This is a genomic window from Akkermansia muciniphila (genome assembly GCF_002884975.1).
Classification (GTDB): Bacteria; Verrucomicrobiota; Verrucomicrobiia; order Verrucomicrobiales; family Akkermansiaceae; genus Akkermansia; species Akkermansia muciniphila_C.
Map to the genome: position 1 here is coordinate 347,795 of NZ_PJKB01000003.1, position 21,348 is coordinate 369,142.

A 21,348-nucleotide genomic window follows, 5' to 3' on the forward strand; every position below is an offset into this window, starting at 1 on the left:
TAATGCTAATTTTATACTCTAAAAACACTTGCAATTATTTAATTTCACAAGCCACCCAAAATTAATCCCCAGCCAAGGCTAAGTGTCGCAGGATCATCAGAAATGCCAACTCCTCCAGAGTACACATCCTCTAGTATAGTACCGATAATAATCCCAACACCTGCTGCTATAACCCAGGGATTTGTTTCAGGTTCCGGCTCAATTTTAGGCTCTATAGGAGATGGAGATTCTACTTCCGAATCTTTAACAGTTGAATTTACGGGAACTCCTTCATTATCATATACCATTACTCCATTTGGAGCACGACAATTTCCTTTATTAGGATCACAGAAACACATCGCCTGTATCCCTGTCCAGCAACATGGTTTCTTGTATTCCGTCGGTGTATTACCATATTGAGAATGTCGATAATTTGGAGGACATTGACACGTCCATGAACAATTTTTCCCATCATCATGCATCTCTGAAATTGCACATATCATAGGGGCGTAATATAAAAGTCCTAGATAATCTGTTTTAATAGATATTTTATTACGAATAAAGGAATATAAATTCTTGCCGCCTTTCTCTCTTATTACATCTCTATTAATCCATCGCCCGTTCGATGTATTATAATATCGGTAATTATAATACACAAGCCCCAATTCGTCATCAGAGTATTCAGAAGAAAACCTGAACGGATTGTCCTCCGCCATATCGCCTTCCATCCTGACAACATTGCCGTATGGACCGTATTCGTACAGAGCCCGGCACTCTCCCTGGGCATCAAATAGGCCTGTAGTATTTTTCAGCAGGTCGTGGGTATAAAACAGGTTTTCCACATAGGTACCCGTTTCGTCGAATGTGGTCATTGCCAAGATTCGTGTTGCCGTGGACTCCATAGGATCCCATAGATAGGTTTTCCGAAGAACAGGTTGCACCGTTTCCGTTGCATTGACTGCATCCAGCTCCGCAAGTTGGAGAAAACCACGGTAAATAAACCGTTTCCGGGACACCAGCACTTCTCCTTCATAGACTGTTTTTTCCACTCTCCTGTTCAGATAGTCGTAGCGGCATTCCACCCGCTTGGTGTCCTGCGTGAAGCTGACGGCCTGATTTAGAGCATTATACTTTACCTCCCATTCGCCTGTAGAGGTTTTCACCTTAATCTGGTTGCCGTCTTCGTCGTACTCCCGTACCAAAGGCTGTTCTTCTCCACCGGTAATGGAAGTGTATTGGTTGAGACTATTTGTCTCATAGACGATTGCAACCTCTTCTGAGCCTTCCCGGGAAGATGCATGATCACCGGAAATGTACTGGTTGAGATTATTTGACAGATAAACGGTGGGAGCCGCTTCCGCTCCTTCCTGTGAGGTCAACCGGTTACCGATATTGTCATAGGAGTAGCTGTACGTTCCGCCCCGGTTCATCACGTCGGCAACCAGTTCGTCCCGGTCATTATACGTGTAAACATGAGTAAGATCGGGATTGGGAGTATTAAAGTAATCCTTCTTTTCCAGGGGGCGCCCCAGTGCATCGTAAGTATAGTCGACTTTAGCTAAATAGTCGATACTCCCCGGACGCTGGTAGTCTATTTTAGTCAGCAAGTCACGTTTTTCCTCCCGGGTATACCATCTCTTGAGGGCGTTGGGATAGGTGAGCGTTTCCAAAAGTCCATGAACTGCATGATAGCCGTAGGTAAACCGGTCGCCTGCACGCCTGAGAGAAACAGTGCCAAGGCGTTTATACATATCATAATTCCAAATGGTTTGAAAAACAACATCATCTTTGTATTGCAAACTATAGCCAGGAAATCGTCCCAGACTGTCCCTTTGATAGTCAAGCCGGCTGGCCACCAGACCTGCCGTATTTTCCTGTACCGCTTCATTGTATTGGTTATAGGAAAACGTGCGCGTACCGGAATCATCCGTTACCTGTGTAAGGAGATTGAGATGGTTATATGTGTAGCCTATGGCCGGCGTGGCATCATTGTGAGTGACAGAGAGCAAATTTCCTGTCAACTCATCATAGCCGTAAGTCGTCATAAGATGAGTCCCCTGTTCATCAACCGTCCGAGCTTGTGATTTGGCCACCAGCCTGTTCCACCCGTCATAGGAATAGGTTTCCCCATGCCCGTCAGCATAGGTTTTTGCCGTCATGAGGCCGGAGCCTTCCTCATAACTCCACACGGTGGTATCACCATCCGTCCGTTCACGCGGATCACCTGCTATGGTTTCTTCCGGAGCCCGGAAAGTTTTGAGTTCAATCAGCCTGTCCGCATCGTCGTAAGCAAAAACAGAGGGCTGCACTGCCGTACCGTATTCAGCAATCTTGCGTCCGCGCAAATCGTAAGCATAGCAAGCCGTTTTCCCCAGTGCGTCCGTGATGCAGGAGGGCAATGCCGTCGCCGGATCATAGACAGTCGTAACCGTATTGCCAGCAGCGTCTGTTCTCCCGGTTTCACGTCCGGCAAGATCAAACATGATCGTGGTTTCATTGCCGCGTGTATCCGTAAGAATTTCCTTTTTCCCCGTGGCCGTGTAGGAACGCGCCGCAGTCGTAGTCATGTTTGCGAAATCCTTTTTGGAGACTTCATACCCGTCAATGACAAGAACTTCTGCAATGACCAGGGAATCAGGAACCTGTTTCCTGATTGTACGTTTGCCGGGAGCCGTATATTCCATCCATTCCGGAATCTCATTGCCTCTCGCATCCGAAGAGATGATCTTTTCAGCAACGACTGGGGACAGGAAAGAAACCAGCGTAGACGTGCTTTTCGAGTAAGGCAGCCCGTAACTATTGTAGTTAATTACAGTCTTCACACGGTATATGCCGTCTTCCCTCCGTTCACAGGCATAGGAGTATTCTGTTATACGGGAGTTAGCCGGGGCAGGTTCTTCCGCCAACTTCCAAGTCTCTTTCACCACGTTGCCGAAGGAGTCATAGTCGTAAAGCATCGGGGCCATGCCGTCCGTCCCTTTCCGCAACAGCCTGTTCTTTGTGTCAAAGCTGTACCGTTCATGGATGAGGCCGCCGTTGGCACTAGCTCGGGAAAGACGGACTACGTTGCCCCAGCCATCCGTTACAGATTGTTCCATGAGGGCCGGTTCCCCGGCTTCCTGCGGTATAAGGGTGGAATGGAGAATCCCTTCTTCCGTGCATTCCGTTTGATAAAGCAAATGCCTCTGTCCCGTTCCGCTTTGTTCCAAAACGGTTCCATCCGCATGGCGGCGGGTGACAAGCGTAGCTCCTGCCGGCGTGGTAGCGGTTTCCGTCAATCCATCCTCACTATAGGCATAAGCATGGTCTTTCCCAAGCACGTCCGTTTCACGAACAAGCTGCCCCAGCAGGTTGTATTCCCGCCCTTCACTAGTGGCCATGGGACCGACGTCCCGCCGTATCGCCAAGGCTCTGCCAAAAGCGTCCCGCGTGTAGCTGACAATGATTTCCGGAGTAGTTTCCGTAGCCGAACGAATAGTTTCCACAAGCTGGCGAGCCGTGTTGTAGGCATACGTAGTCATCACTCCGTCTTCATCCTTTTCCCACAAGGGGCCGCAACACATCATTTCACGTTCCGTCACGCGTCCGTTGCCGCGCGTGCGCTTGAGCCATCGCCTCTCCTTGTCATATTCGTAGTCCGCCGTATCTGTCAATGCCCAGGTTCCATCCATCAGAAAAGCGTATTTTTCTATCCGGGTGTTGGTACCCTGCGCAGATACGTAAGTCAATTTGCGCTTGCTCTGCCCCGGCACAGCTTCTCCCTCAACCCGGGTTTCCGCCGTAATCCTGTACAGGGCGCCGTGCTGACTGTTTGCTTCATACTCGTAAGAGGTCTGTACTCCATTGACGGCCTGCCGCATCTTCAACCGGCCCCTTGCATGGACATTGGAAGCCGAGGGCATCCATGTTTCCGTTATTTCCACTTGCTCTCCTTCCGCACCCAGGGCAGTCGTCCGCTTAGTCACACGGCGCACGTCATTGGCTTCCTCATAGGTGTAGTGCGTGTCCCTCAACCGCACAGCTTTGATGGTAAGAACGACATATTGGTGAATGATATCCGGATCAGGACGGTCCGAGTACCGGTAATAGGTGTAGGTGCCTTTTCTTTCCCCTCCGGACCAGGGTTCCATGCGAACTGTTTCACGGCCAAAAGCGTCGTAGGCCCACGTCTTGACACTCCCGTCGGGAGCAGTTTCCCGTGACAGCTTTCCTATGCTGTTATAATCGTAAGTGGTTTCCCGGGCATAGTCGGTGCCGTAGGCTTCAATGCGGCTGGTGCAAAGGTTCCCCTTGGAGGTCTGTTCATAAGTTTCACACACGCGAGAAATGGGTGTTCCGGTTTCTCCGCGCTGAACGGTAGTAATCAATTTCCATGTGGTGGAAGTGACAGCCTGTTTTTCCCGCAGGGTGTAAATGGCGTCTTCTCCTTCACCCTGGGACATGCACCAGGCGCCTCCCGTTCCCTGCCAATAACGGGTGACATAGGGGGAACGGCCTTCAGCCTGTTCCGTGACCGTGAGTTTGCTGGTTGCCGTATCTCCGGAAATGGAGAAAGTTTTAAACGGAGTACCCGTGACGGGATAAACGCCATTCGCTTTTTCCCCCACCTGCTCCGGCAGATAAAAGGCAATCACATAGCCGTCAGCCGTCACATTTTCTATACTGGCAAGGCCATCCCACAGGTTCCATATCTGGCGGATGTTTCCGTCACTCCCCCGCACGATGTCCAGATATTGGGAAAAATCCTGCGCCGTATAGGAAGAACCAAGCTTGGAAACATATCCGGTAGCGTTCTTTAGGGAAGAGAGTGAAGACCCTCCGTACAGAACGGAATTCCCCCTGTTATTGCTTACGCGCATTTCCGCGGCAAAGGAAGAAGCCGCATCGGCAGCACGGCTGCTTTCCTGTGCGTAAGTCATGGAAACGGAACCACCCCGTTTCTTGGAGCCTCCTATGGAACCCGCACTGGCCGCGCCGCCATAGCAATAGTAGTTGACATTGGTCCCCCCATTCCTGATCTGAAAGGCCGTGTCCGCCCTCAAGCTGCCTCCGGGAGGCGGCTGGATACTGCTTGCCATCGGGTGCAGGTATTGAAGAGCGGCGGGAGTCCACAATTTGGAAGAAAAGTTGTAAGCTACAATTTCCAGCATGCCATAAGGCATTCCTTCCATCCCCCGGAAAGCTCCGAAATTGGTGCGCCACACCATGCTGGTTTTCCTGGTTTGGGTGGTTACGCGCTTACCGGCGGAAGAAATGTTGCCACGCATGGAGGGTGAAGAAAATAGCCCGCGAACTGTGGGAGGGGGTTCCGCTCCTCCCGTATTATCCATGCATCCGTCCGAAGAGGAAGGATTGCCCACCGGCTCATCACCGTCTTCATCTCCACCATTGTTGCCGTCCGGACATGGGTTGCTGGAGCTGCTGTTGGGAGAACTGCTGCTCCCTCCGCTGCTGGAACCGCATGTATCGTCTTCGCCTTCGTCGTCATTGTCCACCGGTTCCGTTTGCGTATCCGGAGGGACATAGGAAGAGGAAGAACCAGTCTGATGGTCAGTGACGACCACGTTCATGTCAAAAGTAAGTTTGGCGACGTTCTTCCCGTGGTCCTTCAGGGTAATGTTATGATATTCCAAATGGGCCTCATGCTTCCCTTCCTGGATATCAAATGAGGTTGTTTCCGGGCTGTAAGTACCGCCTCCTTCCGGCCCGCGCGGACCGAGATTCATAATCTCCTCTTGATCCACTGTCAGCGTCGCCAAATCATCGGCGCCCATGTTGACAGTACACTTGGCCGTTTCAGAAGGCCCCAGCGGGCGCACCTCAAATTCCCAATTCCAATTCCGGTCAAAAGCATCCGGAGCGCTTTTATCGATAGGCGTCGGTTTTCCTCCGCTGTCGGAACTGCGCGCCCCTGTCAGGGAATTGATATCGTCGTTAAATTGTTCTTTCATGGTTGAAATAGATTAATTGTTGATTATCAATCATTGCTTGATTCCGGCACGGGAATGCCAGCAATAACTTTATCAATTCATTACCTATGCCAACTAATTTTTACTCTTCAACACGCCTAAAACGGAATAGACGCTATCCAGGGGCCACAAGAATATCTGCCATTTCATTCACTCTGGCAGGCAAACTACTTCTTTCCTCCGAGAAAAGAGGGGATTTTCCCCACTGCTGAGGAAGCTTCATTGAATACCGGCTGACTTCCCATCGCCCGGAATAGACGGCCAGTCCTGTTCCCCGGGCATCAAACCGATTCTTTCCCAACGGAACACTTTACGGAAGCCGTTATAGAAGGAAGGAAGAATATCCTTTCTACCGAGACATCTTTATCATTCAGGAGAGCTGCTCCTTCAAATGCTCCAGCAGGTTGGCGCAGCCGTCCTGAAGCAATTCCACCACATGGTCAAAGCCTTCCTGGCCTCCATAGTAGGGGTCCGGCACTTCCTCATCCAGAAAACGCGTGGTGAAAAAGCACATGGGGACAATCTTGCCTTCCCACTGTCCGCTCTTGTCCAGCCGTTTCAAATCCCGCAGATTCTCCCGGTCCATCCCTACAACCAGGTCGAACTGCTCCAGATCATCCTTCCGCACGGGGCGTGATTTGACTCCCGGATTCCGATAACCGTATTTTTCCAGGGCCTGGACCATCCGGGCATCCGGAGGGCAGCCCCGGTGGTAGCCGATCATTCCGGCGGAATCGCTCTCAATCAGGTTTTCCAACCCTTGTTCCTTCACCATCTTTTTAAAAATGATTTCCGCCGCGGGAGAACGGCAGATATTGCCCAGGCAGACAAAGAGGACTCGGTAAGGTTCGGAAGCATTCATGGGGACCATTATTTTCTTTCAGGATAGGCAAGACGTTTCCCCAGATCAAGAGGGAAGAGCCTCCTGCATGGAAAGCAGACACACGCCGGGCAACGCAGGGAGCCAGCCGCAGAACGCCGCCATGCCGTCCCAAAATAAGATTCTCCTGTGTTTCGGCTTGCGTCACGGGGTGTTCGGCTGTAGATTATCGCATGGCAGATCTCCCTCTTGGATTAAGTTTTGATGACGTGCTCCTGCTGCCCCGCCTGAGCGCGATTCTTCCCGGTGATGCGGACATCAGTTCCCAGCTTGTTCCGGGCTTTGACATGAAAATCCCCATGCTGTCCGCAGCCATGGATACCGTTTCCGAATCGGAACTGGCGATTGCCCTGGCGCGGGAAGGCGGCTTGGCCGTCATTCACCGCAATAATCCCATCGACATCCAGGCGGCCATGGTTTCCCGCGTGAAGCGTTTTGAAAACGCGGTCATTCCTAATCCCGTCACGGTGAACAAGGACATGACGCTTGAAGAAGTCCATCAAATCATGATGGAACAGGGCTATTCCGGCTTCCCGGTGGTGGACTCCAACCGCCGTCTGGAAGGCATCATCACCGGGCGCGACATGCGCGGCGTGGATGATTACCAGAACGTCCGGGTCAAGGATGTCATGACTCCCCTTTCCCGCCTGATTACGGCGGCTCCCACCACCACCATTGAGGAAGCGCGCCACATTCTTTACACCCACCGCATTGAAAAACTTCCCCTGGTGGATGAAAACGGCGTGCTGGCCGGCCTCATCACGGAAACGGACATCCAGAAGCGCGCCATGTTTGCGGACGCCTCCAAGGACGAACACGGCCACCTGCGCTGCGGCGCCGCCGTGGGCGTGGGCTCCGATTACCTGGACCGCGCCAAGGCTCTCATTTCCGCCGGAGCGGACGCCCTGTTCATTGACGCCGCCACCGGCCACACCACCCGCGTCATGGACGTGGTTTCCAACCTCCGCAAACTGACGGACCGTCCCATCGTGGCCGGCAACGTAGTCACGGCGGAAGGCGCCTCCGACCTGATCAAGGCGGGCGTGCAAGCCATCAAGGTGGGCGTGGGCCCCGGCTCCATTTGCACCACCCGCGTCATTTCCGGCGTGGGCATGCCCCAGTTCACGGCTATCCAGGAGGTAGCCTCCGTAGCCCGTCCCGCGGGCGTCACCGTCATTGCGGACGGCGGCATCCGCTACTCCGGGGACATCGTGAAAGCCCTGGCCGCCGGCGCTGACCTGGTGATGCTGGGCGGCCTGCTGGCCGGCACGGAAGAAAGCCCGGGCAAGGTGGTCCACTACCAGGGCCGCCACTTCAAGCAGTACCGCGGCATGGGCTCCCTGGGCGCCATGCGCCGCGGCTCCGGCGACCGTTACGGCCAGAACAGCTCCGGCAAGCTCGTCGCGGAAGGCGTGGAAGCGCGCGTCCCGTACAAGGGCATGCTGGCGGACGTGGTCTTCCAGCTCATGGGCGGCCTGCGCTCCGGCATGGGCTACCTGGGCGCACACACCCTGGCGGAACTCCGGGACAAGGCCCGTTTTGTCCAGATCACCTCCGGCGGCCTGAAGGAAAGCCACCCCCACGACATCACCATCACGGAAGAACCCATCAACTATTCCTGTTAAACCCTCTCTCACATGGACGACAAGCACCTCGTAGCCGTCATTGACTTCGGCTCCCAATACACCCAGCTCATTGTGCGCCGCGTGCGCGAACTGGGCTACATGGCCAAACTGTACGCGCTGGAAGACCTGGACCAGATTCATGAACCCGGCGCCGTCATTCTTTCCGGCGGCCCTAAAAGCACCACGGACGCGGACGCCCCGGACATTGATTTTGAATGGCTCCAGAGCCTGAACGTCCCCGTGCTGGGCGTGTGCTACGGCATGCAGCTCCTGAACATCAAGCACGGCGGCTCCGTGAAAGCCAGCAACAAGCGTGAATACGGCCCCGCCGCCCTGCTGCCGGAAGCCTGCGCGGGCCTGTACCAGGACATGTCAGCCTCCTCCCAGGTATGGATGAGCCATTCGGATACGGTGGACCATCTGGCGGAAGGCTGCCAGGTCATCGCCCGTAATGCGGAAGGCGTCCCCGTCTCCCTCCAGTGGGGAGAAACCACCTTCGGCATCCAGTTCCACCCGGAAGTGACCCATTCCCATGAAGGGCGTACCATCCTGCGCAACTTCCTCTCCTGCGCCGCCAACCTCAAGAAGTTCGACATCGGCGACTTCAAGAGGCAGCTCATCCGTGAAATTCAGGAGCGCGTGGGCAGCAAGCAGGTCGTCTGCGGCGTCTCCGGCGGCGTGGACAGCACCGTGCTGGCCGTCCTGCTGCATGAGGCGGGCGTGAACATGCGCGCCATCTTTGTGGACAACGGCCTGCTGCGTAAGAATGAGGCTGATGAAGTCCGCGCCAATTTCGCCCGCATGAACGTGGAAATTGAAACGGTGGACGCTTCCGAACGCTTCCTGACGGCCCTGGCCGGGGAAGGTGACCCGGAAAAGAAGCGCCGCATCATCGGCGGCCTGTTCATCGACGTATTCTGGGACGCCGTGGGAGACGCGGAAATGCTCGCCCAGGGCACCCTGTACCCGGACGTGATTGAAAGCGCCTCCAACGCCAAATCCAAGGCCTCCGTCATCAAGACCCACCACAACCGCGTGGAACGCGTGCTGGAGCTCCAGGCGCAGGGGAAAGTGCTGGAACCCCTGGCGGAACTGTTCAAGGACGAGGTGCGTGAACTGGGAGCCTCCATGGGCATCCCGCATGACATCCTGTGGCGCCACCCCTTCCCCGGTCCCGGCCTGGCCGTACGCTGTCCCGGCGTAGTTACCAGGGACCGCCTGGATATCATCCGGGAATGTGACGCCATCTTCATCGGCAATCTGAAAAAATACGGCTGGTATGAAAAAGTCTGGCAGGCTTACGCCGGCCTGATCCCCGTGAAGACAGTGGGCGTGAAAGGCGACGAACGCTCCTACGAATGGGCCACCAACCTGCGCGCCATCGTGTCGGAAGACGCCATGACGGCGGACTGGGTGGAGCTCCCCCCCGCCCTTCTGCGTGAAACCAGCAACCGCATTCTCAATGAAGTGAAGGGCATCAACCGGGTCCTTTACGATATTTCCACCAAGCCCCCGGCTTCCATTGAGTGGGAATAAGGCTTCCGCACCCTGCTGACGACCGCGCAGCAGGGTGCCTGCCGCCAATACCGCGGTAATTGAAAGGAGAACCATCATGACTGAACTGGAAAAATGCATGGCGGGAGAATGGTATGACTGCCACGACAAGGTGTTCCTGGAATTCAAGGCCAAGACACACCGCCTCTTGATGAAATACAATTCCCTGCCTTACGACCATAAGGAGGAGAAGTACCAGGTCCTGAAGGAAATGCTTGGCAGCATAGGCACTAAAGTCTCCATAGGCCACTCCTTTACTTGCGACTACGGCCGCAATATCCATATCGGGAATAACGTCACTGTCAATACGGGCTGCACGTTCGTGGACTGCAATAAAATCACCATTGGCAGCAATGTGCTGATCGCCCCCAACGTGCAGATTTACACCGCTACGCATCCCATTGACCTGAATGAGCGCCTCACCCCCGTTGAAACGGCGGAGGGCGTTGAATACGTCCGCCATACCTTTGCCCTTCCGGTCACGATAGAAGACGGCTGCTGGATTGGCGGCGGCGTGATCATTCTACCGGGTATTACCATTGGGAAAGGCAGCGTCATCGGCGCCGGCAGCGTGGTCACCAGGAATATTCCCGCCAACAGCCTGGCGGCGGGAAATCCCTGCAAAGTTATCCGTAAAATCAACGGAAGTCAGGAACAATGATTAAACTGATAGCGTTTGACCTGGACGGCACCATCGGGGAAACGGTCCCCATGTGCATCAGGGCGTTTGAGCAGGCGGTCTCCCCCTATGCGGGCCACACGCTGAGCGAACGGGAAATCACGCAAACCTTCGGCCTGAATGAAGTCGGAATGATCAAGGTAGTGGCCGGGGAAAAATGGAGGGAGGCTCTTCGTGACTTTTATCCGGTTTATGAGAAAATGCATGATGAATGCCCAGAACCGTACGAGGGCATTTGCGAACTGATCCACACCCTAAAAGCTGCTGGAATACTGGTTGCCCTGATTACCGGAAAGGGAGAAAAGAGCTGCCGCATCACTCTTGAAAAATTCGGCATGCAGGACCTGTTCTGCTCTGTAAAAACCGGTGCGGAAGACAGGCCCAATAAAGCGGACGCCATTGAGGAACTGCTGGCTGCCTACTGCGTGGCAAAAGATGAATTTTATTACATTGGAGACGCGGTTTCAGATGTGACCGCCTGTAAAAAAGCGGGCGTGCCCTGCCTGTCTGCCGCCTGGGGAGCCACAGCAGACATCAGCGGACTGGAAGAGTCCAATCCTTCAAAGGTATTTTTCAGCATTGAAGACCTGGCGCATTTCCTCCGCCGCCTGCAGAAAGGAATGTAACCTCCCTCCGCTCTTTCCTTTGTCCTAACCAGTCGCGCCCAGCAATCTTCCCGCCATGGATACCGGTTCCATCATCCTCACCTCTTTCCTTTCCACCATTCCCGTCTATCTTTTCTTCGCCACGGGTTTCTACCTGCGCCACAAGCACGTTATCCAGGCGGATCATGACGCCCCCATCATGCGCCTGGCGATGGACGTGGCCTATCCCTGCCTTGTTTTCCACAGCATCATGAAGTACATGGTGCTCTCCGGGAATGAAACGCTCAGCAGCGTTTCCTTTTCCCTCCAGGCCATTGCGGCAGGAGCGCTGGAACTCCTGCTGGGAATCGCGTCAGCATGGCTGGTCGCCAAAATGCTGCGCATGCGCATCGGCACGGGTCTGCGCACCTTCACCCTGACGGCGGGGGTGCAGAACTACGCCTTCTTCGTCATTCCCATCATCCAGATGCTGTTCACGGCCAGCAATGACCCCACCCTGGGCGTCCTCTTCGTCCACAACGTAGGTTGTGAACTTGTTGTCTGGAGCATCGGCGTCATCATCATTGCCGGTGGACCGGGCAACCTGAACATGGGCGTCTTCTTCCGCGGGCCGCTGCTGGCGGTCATGGTGGGCCTCACGCTCGCCTGGTCGGGCCTGGGAACCTATGTAGCCCAGCCGCCTCTCATGAAAACCTTTGAAATGATCGGCAATTGTGCCACTCCCCTTTGCCTGATCCTCTTCGGTTGTTCCATGAGAGACCTGTGGCACAACATGAAATGGGAACCCAAGCCCATCGTCTGCGGCCTGCTGACGCGTCTGGGACTGGCTCCGGCCCTACTGCTCCTGATGGCTTATTTCCTGCCGGTGGACGACTACATCAAGCGCGTCATCATCATCCAGGCTGCCATTCCCTCCGCCGTCATTCCGGTCATTCTGGCCAAGCGCTTCGGCGGCAATCCGGACCTGGGCACCCAAATCCTGCTGACCACTACCGTGGCCTCCTTCATCACGCTGCCCTGCTGGCTGGCACTGGGGTCTTCCCTCGTCGTACCGTTGTATTAAAGGAGGTGCGGCAGCACCGTTACCGGGGCTGAATGAAAAGCAAAGCGAAAGTCGCCGGGCTGGACCACGGGCAGGCAAACGGTCCAATTCCGCGTTCCCGGAAGCTTGCCTCTTCACGAATGCGGTTCCTTCATTGGGAGCTCCACTAGCAGAACTATTACGGCCCTGGAATGCCGTCATTCTTTCTACACCCTCACCACGTTTCCATGCTGAAGCTTTCCCACCTTTGTGTTGACTCCCCGGATGGATATGTATTCAATGGGCTCCATGAAGTTTCCTGCTCCCCTCTGCGCCGCTGCCGTGCTGCCGGTCCTGTTTTCCTGTGCGGAGCAGGTTTCCCGGATTGAACACGTGCGGGAGGTTCCCTTGAAAACCACAGTGATTCCTGCGGAAGACGTGGGTATGCACCGCTCCCAGGCTACTTATCTGCTGCACGGCGCCGTCTCCCAGAAACAGCGCCTCCAGCGGCTGGGCCAATACTACTTTGTCACCTGGAATGATGCACACCCGGAACAGGCGGCCACCCTGGTCATGATGTACCGGCAGGGTAAAACGGGCTCAACCGTTCTGACTAAATCCATCTCCTACCCGGCCGGGAGAAAAGGGGGCACGCAAAACTCCGTTTTTGAATTCATCGGGGATGAAGCCAAAACAAAAGGGGAGATTCTCGCATGGAAACTTGTCCTGAAGGACAACCATGGTAAAACAATCTCCGAACGCCATTCCTACCTGTGGGGCGACGATCATTGACTCTCCGGCAAAAACGCCGAAGGGCCAATGAAAAGCAACCGGATATGAAGGATTAGAACTGCGGTTTCCGGGCTCAATTACCCATAAAGTGGCCCCGATTTCCAATCCTTGGAAACTGTCTTCCGGCAATACCGGAAGCCTTACGCTTCCTGCCGTTTGGCGCGGCGCTTGCGGACGGCGCCGGCAAGGTTTTCCAGCACTTCCACCGTACTGTCCCAGCCGATGCACTGGTCCGTGATGCTCTTGCCGTACACCAGGTCGGAACTCAGCGGCTGGGCCCCTTCCACGATGTTGCTTTCAATCATCACGGCCACCACCTGGTCGGAACCGTCGGAAATCTGTTCCGCGATGCTGGCAGCCACGGACGGCTGCTTGCGGTAATCCTTGCAGCTGTTGCCGTGGGAGCAGTCCACCATGATGCGGTTGTTGATTCCGGCTTTCTGCAAGGCTTCCGCGGCTTCCTTCACATGCTCGTCATCAAAGTTCGGCCCCAGGGAGGAACCGCGCAGAATCAGGTGGCAGGACTTGTTGCCCGTGGTGGAGACAATGGCGGAAACGCCCTGCTTGGTCACGGAAAGGAAGCAGTGCGGGCACGAGGAGGAAATGATGGCGTCCACGGCAATCTGAAGGCTGCCGCTGGTGCCATTCTTGAACCCCACGGGCATGGAAAGCCCGGAGGCCAGCTCACGGTGCACCTGGCTTTCCGTGGTGCGGGCGCCGATGGCTCCCCACGTAATCAGGTCCGCGATGTATTGCGGAGTGATGGTGTCCAGAAACTCGGTTGCTGCGGGAATTCCCATGTCCCCCAGGCGGAGCAGCAGGCCGCGGGCCATATGAAGGCCGCGGTTGATGTCAAAGGTGTGGTTCATGAACGGGTCATTGATCAGGCCCTTCCAGCCCACCGTGGTGCGGGGCTTTTCAAAATACACGCGCATGATGATCACCAGGTCCTTTTCAAAGCGCGCCATTTGTTCCTTCAGGCGTGAGGCATAGTCCACCGCGGCCTGGGGATCATGGATGGAGCACGGCCCCACCACCACCAGCAGGCGGTCGTCATGGCCGGAAATGATGTTCTCCGCATTCTTGCGTGTCGTAGCCACCATTTTGGCGATTTCCGTGGTCGCCGGATAATCCTTGATCAGGATGGCGGGGGAGATCAGGGGCTCGATGTCTTGAATGCGTACGTCGTCTGTTTTGAACCAGTTCATGTCTGGACTTATTGAGGGGTTTTTAAGAGTGGTTGAAAAGAAAAAAATACGGTTTGGTGGCTTTATGCCTGAATATATCACGGGGCCTCGCGGCCATAAGCCGGAAGCCCCGCAACATAAATTGGCCCGTCTCTCAACTGACGGTCCGGTAATGCGTTACCAGGAAGTGACGTTGTCTTCCGTCAATTCCTGATTATTGATGTGCCCGTCCGCCGTGCTGCCCTGCTTATCCTTGCCGGTGCTGTAAACGGCTACATTCTTGGTCACCATGCGGGAACCGACCTGGACGCGGGGGGTACGGTCATCCGGATTGGCATTCAGAATAATGTAATAGGGGGATTCCCACGGGTCCATCAGGCCCACGCGGCCGCGGCTTTCAAAGAACAGGCCAGGGGAACCTTCCACATCCGTGGTGGTGGTGTTGAAATAGGCCGTCTTCTTGGGGTTCAGCTTCCTGTCCTCATCGCCACGGTCCATGTAATTGGTCAGGATGCTCATGATGCGGCTGTCATCATCCACGGCCGTCGTCATGTAATACTGTCCGTCCTTGCGGGCCTGCTTGGCCATTTCCCGGCTGTTCCAGGCTACGGGAACGCGGCCATTGTCCAGCATGTAATTTTCAACAGCCGTCTGCAATCCGTTGCAGTCGCTCCGCGCCGTGGTAACCCGGGACTTTTCCATCACGCCATTCACCACAGTCATGGCAATGCCGGCCAGCGTCAGGATAATGGCGATCACCACAAGCAATTCAATCAACGTGAATCCTCTGGATTTACGGTTCAAAAAAGGTGCCTTCATACTTTGCCAAGAGTAACGCAATTACGGTTCAGGGCAAGCGGAAAACAACCGGAACCGCCAATTTCAAAACGCGCTTCCAGTACGGCAAACATGCGGTACATGCCCGGATACGCAAGCACCCCGGCCATCATCAGACAGCCGGGGTGCTTGAAAAAGAAATTTCCTCAGTTGGCGGGCGCCGCGGGGACTTCCGGAGCGGCGGGAACCGGGGCCTGGGAAGAAGCGGCTTCCGCCTCAGCGGCCCGCCTGCGCAGTTCCTCCTGCTGGAGCTCTTCCGGCGTCTTGACGGGAACGGCGGCTTCCTGCTTGGCGGCGGCCTTCATCATTTCCGGGCTCAGCAGGCTCTCGGAGCTCTTGACGTGCTGGCGGTTGATCAGCATGCCCAGCACCAGGCAAAGAATCATGAAGGCGGTACCGAAGTATACCGTGGCTTTTTTCAGCACGTCCGTTGTGCGCGCGCCGAAGGCCTGGTCCGTAATGGCAGCGCCGAAGGCGGCCCCCAGCCCTTCCTGCTTGGGTCTCTGCATAAGCACCACGCCCAGGAGAAGAAGTGACACAATCACCAGAACGGCAAAGAGTAACTGTATGCTGATATTGAGTGAATTTGCTAAAAAAAGGTTCATGAACGCGGGGAGTATGTGTGAATTCAGATGGTTTGTAAAGTCTAGGAAATGATTTCGTTATGCTCGTTGCAAACGATTTTCTTGGGGACAATGGGCTTGTCCGACAGGGCGAAGCTCATGATGACCACCCGTTCACCCGTCTTGATTAAATGGGCTGCACCGCCGTTCATGATGATGTTTCCCGTACCGGCAGGCCCCTGCAGGGCATACGTTTCCAGACGGTTTCCGGATGTGACGGACGCCACGAGGACCTTTTCTCCGGGCCACAGGTCCACAGCGGCCATCAGATCGGCAGGAATTTCAATACTGCCTTCATATTGAACATCGCCACGGGTAATCATGGCGCGGTGGATTTTTGATTTTAACTGCTCAACCAACATGACGTCCGAACAACAAACCCCCGATCGTCCCTGCGGTCAAGCCGTCATCCTCCATTTTACGGTTTTCTGTGTCTTACTCACCCCGTTTCAACACTTCAGCGGCATGGGCGGCGTCCAGCGCAAGCTGGCTTTTCAGCTCCTCCAGGGAGGGGAATTTGGCTTCCGCCCTCAGGAACCTCACTGGTTCCACTTCCATTTTTTGCCCGTAAATATCCCCGGGCTGGCCGAACAAATGCGTTTCCAGCAGCAGTTCCCCCGCATCCCCCTCTACGGTGGGACGCACCCCCAGGTTGGCGACGCCCCCATATTCCACACCGTTCACCCAGGCGCGCACGGCGTAAACGCCGTGGGGAGGCTGCACTCCGCTGCCGGGTTTCATGTTCGCCGTCGGATAATTCAGCAGGCGCCCCAATTGGCGCCCGTGAAGCACCGTGCCCTTCCAGCGGTAGGGGCGGCCCAGCATCTCCGCCGCCTGTAAAAAATCCGCCGCGCGCACGGCTTCCCGAATCCGGGTGCTGCTCACGCGCTCTCCAGCGCGCAGAATGGGGGGAACGGCCGTCACCCGGAACCCGTAACGGCTTGCGAGAAGGCGCAGGGTCCCCACATCGCCCGCGCGGCCGCGGCCAAAATGCCAGTCTTCTCCCACGGCAATTTCCGCAACCCGGCAGGAGGAACAGAGTTCCTTAATAAACTCCTCCGGACTCAGGGAGGCCAAACGGGAGGAAAATTCCAGCGTCAGCACCATCTTCACCCCCAGCTCTTCCATCAGGGCGAACTTTTCCGCATCTACCGCCATAATGGCAGGCGGCACGCTTTCCGGGCGGACACGGGCCAGCGGATGAGTGCGGAACGTCAGCACGGCGGCAATGCCTCCGTCACGGGCCGCGCCTTCCACTGCCGCGGCAATTACCCCGGCATGCCCCAGGTGCAGACCGTCAAACATCCCCATGGCCCAGTGCACGGGGGAGAAAACGCCCTCCAGTTCCTTGAACTCCCGGTAAATGACCATACTGCTACCTGGCAATCAGAATGTCCGCCAGCTCCTCCAGGGAAAGCATGGCATGAAACAGCTCTTCCCTGGGAGCGGTTTTCAGCGTCTCCACCGTGATGGCCCGGTCCAAGGTAAAAGCGCCGGACCTGGTGCGGCGCAGGGCGCTCAAATGCGCTCCGCAGCCCAGCGCCTTTCCGATGTCATACGCATAGGAACGCACATAAAACCCCTTGGAGCACTGCACGGTAAAGTCCACTTCCGGAACGGCCACGCGGGAAATTTGATGGCCGAACACCTCCACGGGCCGCGGCTCCCGCACCACTTCCTGCCCCTTCCGGGCCAGCTTGTACAGCGGCACGCCATCCTTCTTAATGGCGGAGACCATCGGGGGAATCTGCTCAAACGCACCGTCAAACCGGTCAAACGCTGCGCGGACGGCCTGTTCCGTTACGCCATCTACGGAATACTCCGCCACCACTTCCCCCATGGCGTCCTGGGAAGAGGTCTCCACTCCCAGCGTGAGAGTTCCGGCGTACTCCTTATGCTCGCACATCAGCTTGTCCTGAAGCTTCGTCGCCTTCCCCACCACCAGCATCAGCAGCCCCGTAGCCATGGGGTCCAGCGTGCCGCAGTGGCCTATCTTCTTAATCCCCAGGGACCGACGGGCAATCGCCACCACATCGTGGGAAGTCATGTCCTGCGCCTTGTCAACCAACAGGACGCCGGAAGGGGTTTGAATGGAATCGGAAGTATTCATGAAATCTGCTGTTGGAGCACGCGTTCCACTTCCTCCTGCATGGCCTTCAGGATGGTGAGACGCACTTCTTCAATGGGCCCCCTGATGCGCACTCCGGCGGCCATAGCGTGCCCTCCGCCTCCAAAGCGGGAGGCAAGCTCCGCCACGGATATTTCAGAAGTCTTGGACCTCAGGGAAATGCGGATGCGCGGATCGTCCTCCGCCTCTTCCAGATAGGCGGCCAGCCAGACTCCCTGCACGGAACGCAAGAGGTCGATCAGGCCTTCCGTATCTTCCGGACGGCTTCCAATCCGCTCCTTCGCCTCATTCGTCAGGCAGAACGTGCAGATTCTGCCGTCAGGCGTCAGCCTCATGCCGTTCAGCGCTTCACGCATCAGCTGCATCTTCACCCAGGGCTTTTCCTGGTACAGCTGGCGGTTGATGTCCTGCACGTCCACACCCAGCCGGATCAGGTCTGCCGCCAGTTCCATCACGGCCGCCGTCGTCATCTGGTACTGGAAGGAACCCGTATCCGTGCTGACGGCCACGTAAAGGGCGTCACGCATTACAGGAGTAATGGGAACGCCCAGGTATTTGAAAAAGTAGTAAAGCACCGCACCCGTGGCGCACTCGTCCGGCAGGACACACTGCACGTCTCCAAACAACTCGTTCGTCTGGTGATGGTCGATGTTCGCCCATACCTTCACCCCCGCCAGGGCCTTCAGGCTCCGTTCCCCCAGCCTCTTGAACGCGCCGTTGTCCACGGAAACGGCCACATCCACCTCCACCGGCTCGTCAGGCGTGGGGATGATATTTTCCACACCAGGAAGAAAAGCCAGATTGGAAGGCACGCCGTCCTCATTCATCATGACCACTCTTTTACCCATCTGCTTCAGGGCTTCCCCCAGGGCAAGCGTGGAACCAATGGCGTCACCGTCCGGATGCACGTGCGCAATTACCGCAAAGCTGTCATGTTTGCGCAGCAGGTCCGCCAAAGGCGCAAATTCGGGACAATGTTTCCAATCTTCCATATGTTCTGCCACGTTTCTATAGAAAAAGCCGCACTTGGACAATCACCAAGTGCGGCTTGAAAAGTCGTACCTAATCCCGGAAGAGGATTACTTCTTGGACTTCATGACTACCGGCGCCACATCCACGGCGGGCTGGTTCAGGTCATTGAACTTGGGAAGGGGAGTCAGGGGGGGGGCACCCTGATCCTGACAGCAGCAGGAAGCCATGATGCTCGCCGCAAAAGCGGAAAGAGCCATAACGGTAATCTTCTTCATATGCGTGGTTAAATGATGGGTGATAAAGGATATGGAAATATCTTGGAGCATAAAAGCATACCATGCGGGCGCCCGTCAATCAAATTTGCTAAAATCTCCCGGAGGAGCTTCTTTCCGCCTGTTCTACTGCGCAAAGGCTCCTTTCTCAAACGGCAAGACGCATTCAGCGCTCGCCTCCGGTTTCCGGGAATTATAGGCTTTCTCCAACCGCTCCTTTTTCCATGCCCTTCTCCGTCAGAATACTCCGGCTTTTAGGCGCCCTCCTGCTGGGCGCCTGCGCGCTCGGCGTGGCCGGCATCACCTGGGCGTACCTGATAGAACCCAATCTCCTGTTCGTCCGGGAAGTAGACTACCGCGTCCCCCAATGGAACGGACGGGGGAAACCCCTGAAAGTCGTTATTGCCGGGGACATTCACCTGATGCCTACAGCCTTTGATGAAGTGAGGGCCTTGCGCTATGTCCAGAGAATCATGCAGCTTAAACCGGACCTGATCCTGCTGGTGGGGGATTATGCCCGCGGAACCAGCACCAATGCCAGCATGAGCCCTTCCGCCGCAGGCCGGCTGCTTCACGGACTGGAAGCGCCCTATGGCGTATTCGCCATTCAGGGAAACCATGATTTCACCTTCGGCTGGAATAACTGGCGCAAGGAACTGACAGACGCCGGCATCACGGTTCTTGAGAATCAAAGCGTCCTCATCACGTTCAAGGACGGAAGACAGCTCCAGCTTTCCGGAATCCTGGACACCTCACGCAATTCCAAAAAACACCGCCCTCAGCGCCAAGCCCCGGATATTCCCCATTTCCTGCTCTCCCACCGCCCGGAAGCGGACCACATGCTCTCCCATGGAGACGCGGACATCATCATCAGCGGCCACACCCACGGGGGGCAGATACGCCTTCCCTTTGATCTCCTGTGGTTTGAAGCCAGCCCGGAACACGCACAGCCCTACACCTACCCATGGCATATCTCAGGCGGCAACACCTACCTGATTACCAAGGGCTTGGGAACCAGCACTCTTCCCCTCCGCTTCAACTGCCCTCCGGAGATTTATCTGCTGAAACTGCACTAGCGCGCGGCCTTTTCCAATGCCGGACAAGACGGCGTCAGGAAAAGGATTTTTCTTTGTTTCTTGATTTTTCGCGGCCATGGACCAGCATGGAAAACGGTTCCGCTGTTTTCCAATGACTACTTCTGCCCATACCAAATCCCCCGTCAGAAAAAACGCCGTTCTGTTTGGCAACGGTTTAATCCGCACACTGGGAAGCCCAAGCAGCATTGACCTGCTCAAGGAAACCGTCTGTCCTCCCTGCAACAACGGGGAAGGCTGCAAACAAGGCACCTACTGCCCGTTCAGGGAACAGGGGGATGATCTGCCCTTTCCCCTGATTTACGAATATTTAATCCTGAAAAAACAAAAACGGCATCCGGAACCCGACATGGGCAAAGTATCCTCCGGGGTGCGTGATCAAATCAGGAAAAAACTGGAAGAGTTCACCCCGCAGAAATACCCCGGCTCCGTTTTACACCAGCTTGCCGGCCTTCCGGTAGACGATTACCTGACTACCAATTACGATACCTTCCTGGTTCAAATCCTGGAATCACAACACTACAGGACAAGCCACCGCCGGAATTCGGAAACCAAATACAGCATCCGCCGCCATGTCTGCATGGAGAACGGCCGCCGTTCCCTCCGTATCTGGAACATTCACGGCACCTATCATGAAAGGCCTTCTTCCTTCACGATCCAATACGGGTACGAACATTATTGCGGCTGCATCGGTAAAATTGACAACTACTTAAAGGGAACCTACACCTACTCGGTTCAAACACAGAAAAAAGAAATAGCGAGCATCCCGGAAAAGCTGCGCAAGCCGCAGCTTCAACAGGGGGAATCATGGATTGACCTGTTTTTCTTTTCCAACGTTTATATCATGGGGCTGAACCTTTCTTCGGAAGAAATAGACCTGCTGTACATCCTGAACCTCAGGTCACGATGGCTGCGGGATTCAAAAAAGGCGCGCTGCATCCAAAACCGCATCGTTTTCTACGGCCAGCCCGCCAAAGCCATGAAAGCCCTTCTGGAAGAATTTGATGTGGAGGTTTGCTCTTCTTCGCCCATGCCTCCCGGAAAAAACGCGGAGGGCAGGGATTATGTGAACTATTACAAGGCGGTTTTACGGGATATCCAGTCCAGAATAGAAGGGGGACAATAACGCGC

Annotated in this window: 18 protein-coding genes; 8 read left to right on the forward strand and 10 right to left on the reverse strand. The window is 55.6% G+C overall.

What is annotated here, in order from left to right; all coding sequences use genetic code 11:
• Positions 1–44: 44 nt before the first annotated feature.
• Both CXU21_RS11350 and CXU21_RS11355 read right to left on the reverse strand, forming a co-directional pair.
• On the reverse strand, positions 45–5,930 hold the full coding sequence (locus tag CXU21_RS11350; protein WP_102726101.1) for an RHS repeat domain-containing protein: 5,886 nt from the start codon (positions 5,928–5,930) through the stop codon (positions 45–47).
• Between the two features lie 388 nt (positions 5,931–6,318).
• On the reverse strand, positions 6,319–6,810 hold the full coding sequence (locus tag CXU21_RS11355) for a low molecular weight protein-tyrosine-phosphatase (protein ID WP_102726191.1): 492 nt from the start codon (positions 6,808–6,810) through the stop codon (positions 6,319–6,321).
• 191 nt (positions 6,811–7,001) lie between these two features.
• Between CXU21_RS11355 and guaB the strand changes: the two genes are divergently transcribed.
• The 6 genes from guaB (at position 7,002) to CXU21_RS11385 (ending at position 13,104) form a co-directional block, all read left to right on the forward strand.
• Positions 7,002–8,453 carry an IMP dehydrogenase gene (gene guaB / locus CXU21_RS11360; protein ID WP_102726102.1) on the forward strand — a complete coding sequence of 484 codons (1,452 nt, stop codon included), beginning with the start codon at positions 7,002–7,004 and terminating at the stop codon, positions 8,451–8,453.
• Positions 8,454–8,465: 12 nt separating this feature from the next.
• Positions 8,466–9,989, forward strand: coding sequence for a glutamine-hydrolyzing GMP synthase (gene guaA / locus CXU21_RS11365; RefSeq protein ID WP_102726103.1), 1,524 nt, complete (start codon positions 8,466–8,468; stop codon positions 9,987–9,989).
• A gap of 73 nt (positions 9,990–10,062) precedes the next feature.
• Positions 10,063–10,668, forward strand: coding sequence for a sugar O-acetyltransferase (locus CXU21_RS11370; protein ID WP_102713017.1), 606 nt, complete (start codon positions 10,063–10,065; stop codon positions 10,666–10,668).
• On the forward strand, positions 10,665–11,312 hold the full coding sequence (locus tag CXU21_RS11375; RefSeq protein WP_102726104.1) for an HAD family hydrolase: 648 nt from the start codon (positions 10,665–10,667) through the stop codon (positions 11,310–11,312). Before CXU21_RS11370 ends, CXU21_RS11375 begins: the two co-directional genes overlap by 4 nt.
• A 55-nt stretch (positions 11,313–11,367) precedes the next feature.
• Positions 11,368–12,354, forward strand: a complete 987-nt coding sequence (locus CXU21_RS11380; RefSeq protein WP_102712842.1) for an AEC family transporter — start codon at positions 11,368–11,370, stop codon at positions 12,352–12,354.
• Between the two features lie 267 nt (positions 12,355–12,621).
• Positions 12,622–13,104, forward strand: a complete 483-nt coding sequence (locus CXU21_RS11385) for a hypothetical protein (protein ID WP_146017072.1) — start codon at positions 12,622–12,624, stop codon at positions 13,102–13,104.
• Positions 13,105–13,244: 140 nt separating this feature from the next.
• On the opposite strand, the gene CXU21_RS11390 is transcribed toward CXU21_RS11385, so the two are convergent.
• From CXU21_RS11390 to CXU21_RS12445, 8 genes are all read right to left on the reverse strand, one after another.
• Positions 13,245–14,312, reverse strand: coding sequence for a 3-deoxy-7-phosphoheptulonate synthase (locus tag CXU21_RS11390; protein ID WP_102726106.1), 1,068 nt, complete (start codon positions 14,310–14,312; stop codon positions 13,245–13,247).
• 156 nt (positions 14,313–14,468) lie between these two features.
• Complete coding sequence (locus CXU21_RS11395) at positions 14,469–15,110, reverse strand: type II secretion system protein (protein WP_102712848.1); 642 nt, start codon at positions 15,108–15,110, stop codon at positions 14,469–14,471.
• A gap of 164 nt (positions 15,111–15,274) precedes the next feature.
• Positions 15,275–15,733 carry a preprotein translocase subunit SecG gene (gene secG, locus CXU21_RS11400; protein WP_102726107.1) on the reverse strand — a complete coding sequence of 153 codons (459 nt, stop codon included), beginning with the start codon at positions 15,731–15,733 and terminating at the stop codon, positions 15,275–15,277.
• 41 nt (positions 15,734–15,774) lie between these two features.
• On the reverse strand, positions 15,775–16,113 hold the full coding sequence (locus tag CXU21_RS11405) for an aspartate 1-decarboxylase (RefSeq protein ID WP_067569353.1): 339 nt from the start codon (positions 16,111–16,113) through the stop codon (positions 15,775–15,777).
• Between the two features lie 73 nt (positions 16,114–16,186).
• A complete protein-coding gene (gene ribF / locus CXU21_RS11410; protein ID WP_102726108.1) occupies positions 16,187–17,122 on the reverse strand; it encodes a riboflavin biosynthesis protein RibF in 936 nt (311 codons plus the stop codon).
• Positions 17,123–17,126: 4 nt separating this feature from the next.
• Positions 17,127–17,861, reverse strand: a complete 735-nt coding sequence (gene truB / locus CXU21_RS11415; RefSeq protein WP_102712854.1) for a tRNA pseudouridine(55) synthase TruB — start codon at positions 17,859–17,861, stop codon at positions 17,127–17,129.
• Positions 17,858–18,871, reverse strand: coding sequence for a DHH family phosphoesterase (locus tag CXU21_RS11420; RefSeq protein WP_102712856.1), 1,014 nt, complete (start codon positions 18,869–18,871; stop codon positions 17,858–17,860). Before CXU21_RS11420 ends, truB begins: the two co-directional genes overlap by 4 nt.
• Before the next feature lie 87 nt (positions 18,872–18,958).
• The gene (locus CXU21_RS12445; RefSeq protein WP_180972336.1) at positions 18,959–19,126 is read right to left on the reverse strand and encodes a hypothetical protein; all 168 of its coding nucleotides are present in this window, start codon (positions 19,124–19,126) and stop codon (positions 18,959–18,961) included.
• A gap of 221 nt (positions 19,127–19,347) precedes the next feature.
• Here CXU21_RS12445 and CXU21_RS11425 point away from each other — a divergent pair, with 221 nt between their 5' ends.
• Both CXU21_RS11425 and CXU21_RS11430 read left to right on the forward strand, forming a co-directional pair.
• Positions 19,348–20,199 (forward strand): metallophosphoesterase, encoded by an 852-nt coding sequence (locus tag CXU21_RS11425; protein ID WP_102712860.1) that lies wholly within the window; start codon positions 19,348–19,350, stop codon positions 20,197–20,199.
• Positions 20,200–20,311: 112 nt separating this feature from the next.
• On the forward strand, positions 20,312–21,343 hold the full coding sequence (locus CXU21_RS11430; RefSeq protein ID WP_102726109.1) for an SIR2 family protein: 1,032 nt from the start codon (positions 20,312–20,314) through the stop codon (positions 21,341–21,343).
• The last annotated feature ends 5 nt before the right edge of the window (positions 21,344–21,348 follow it).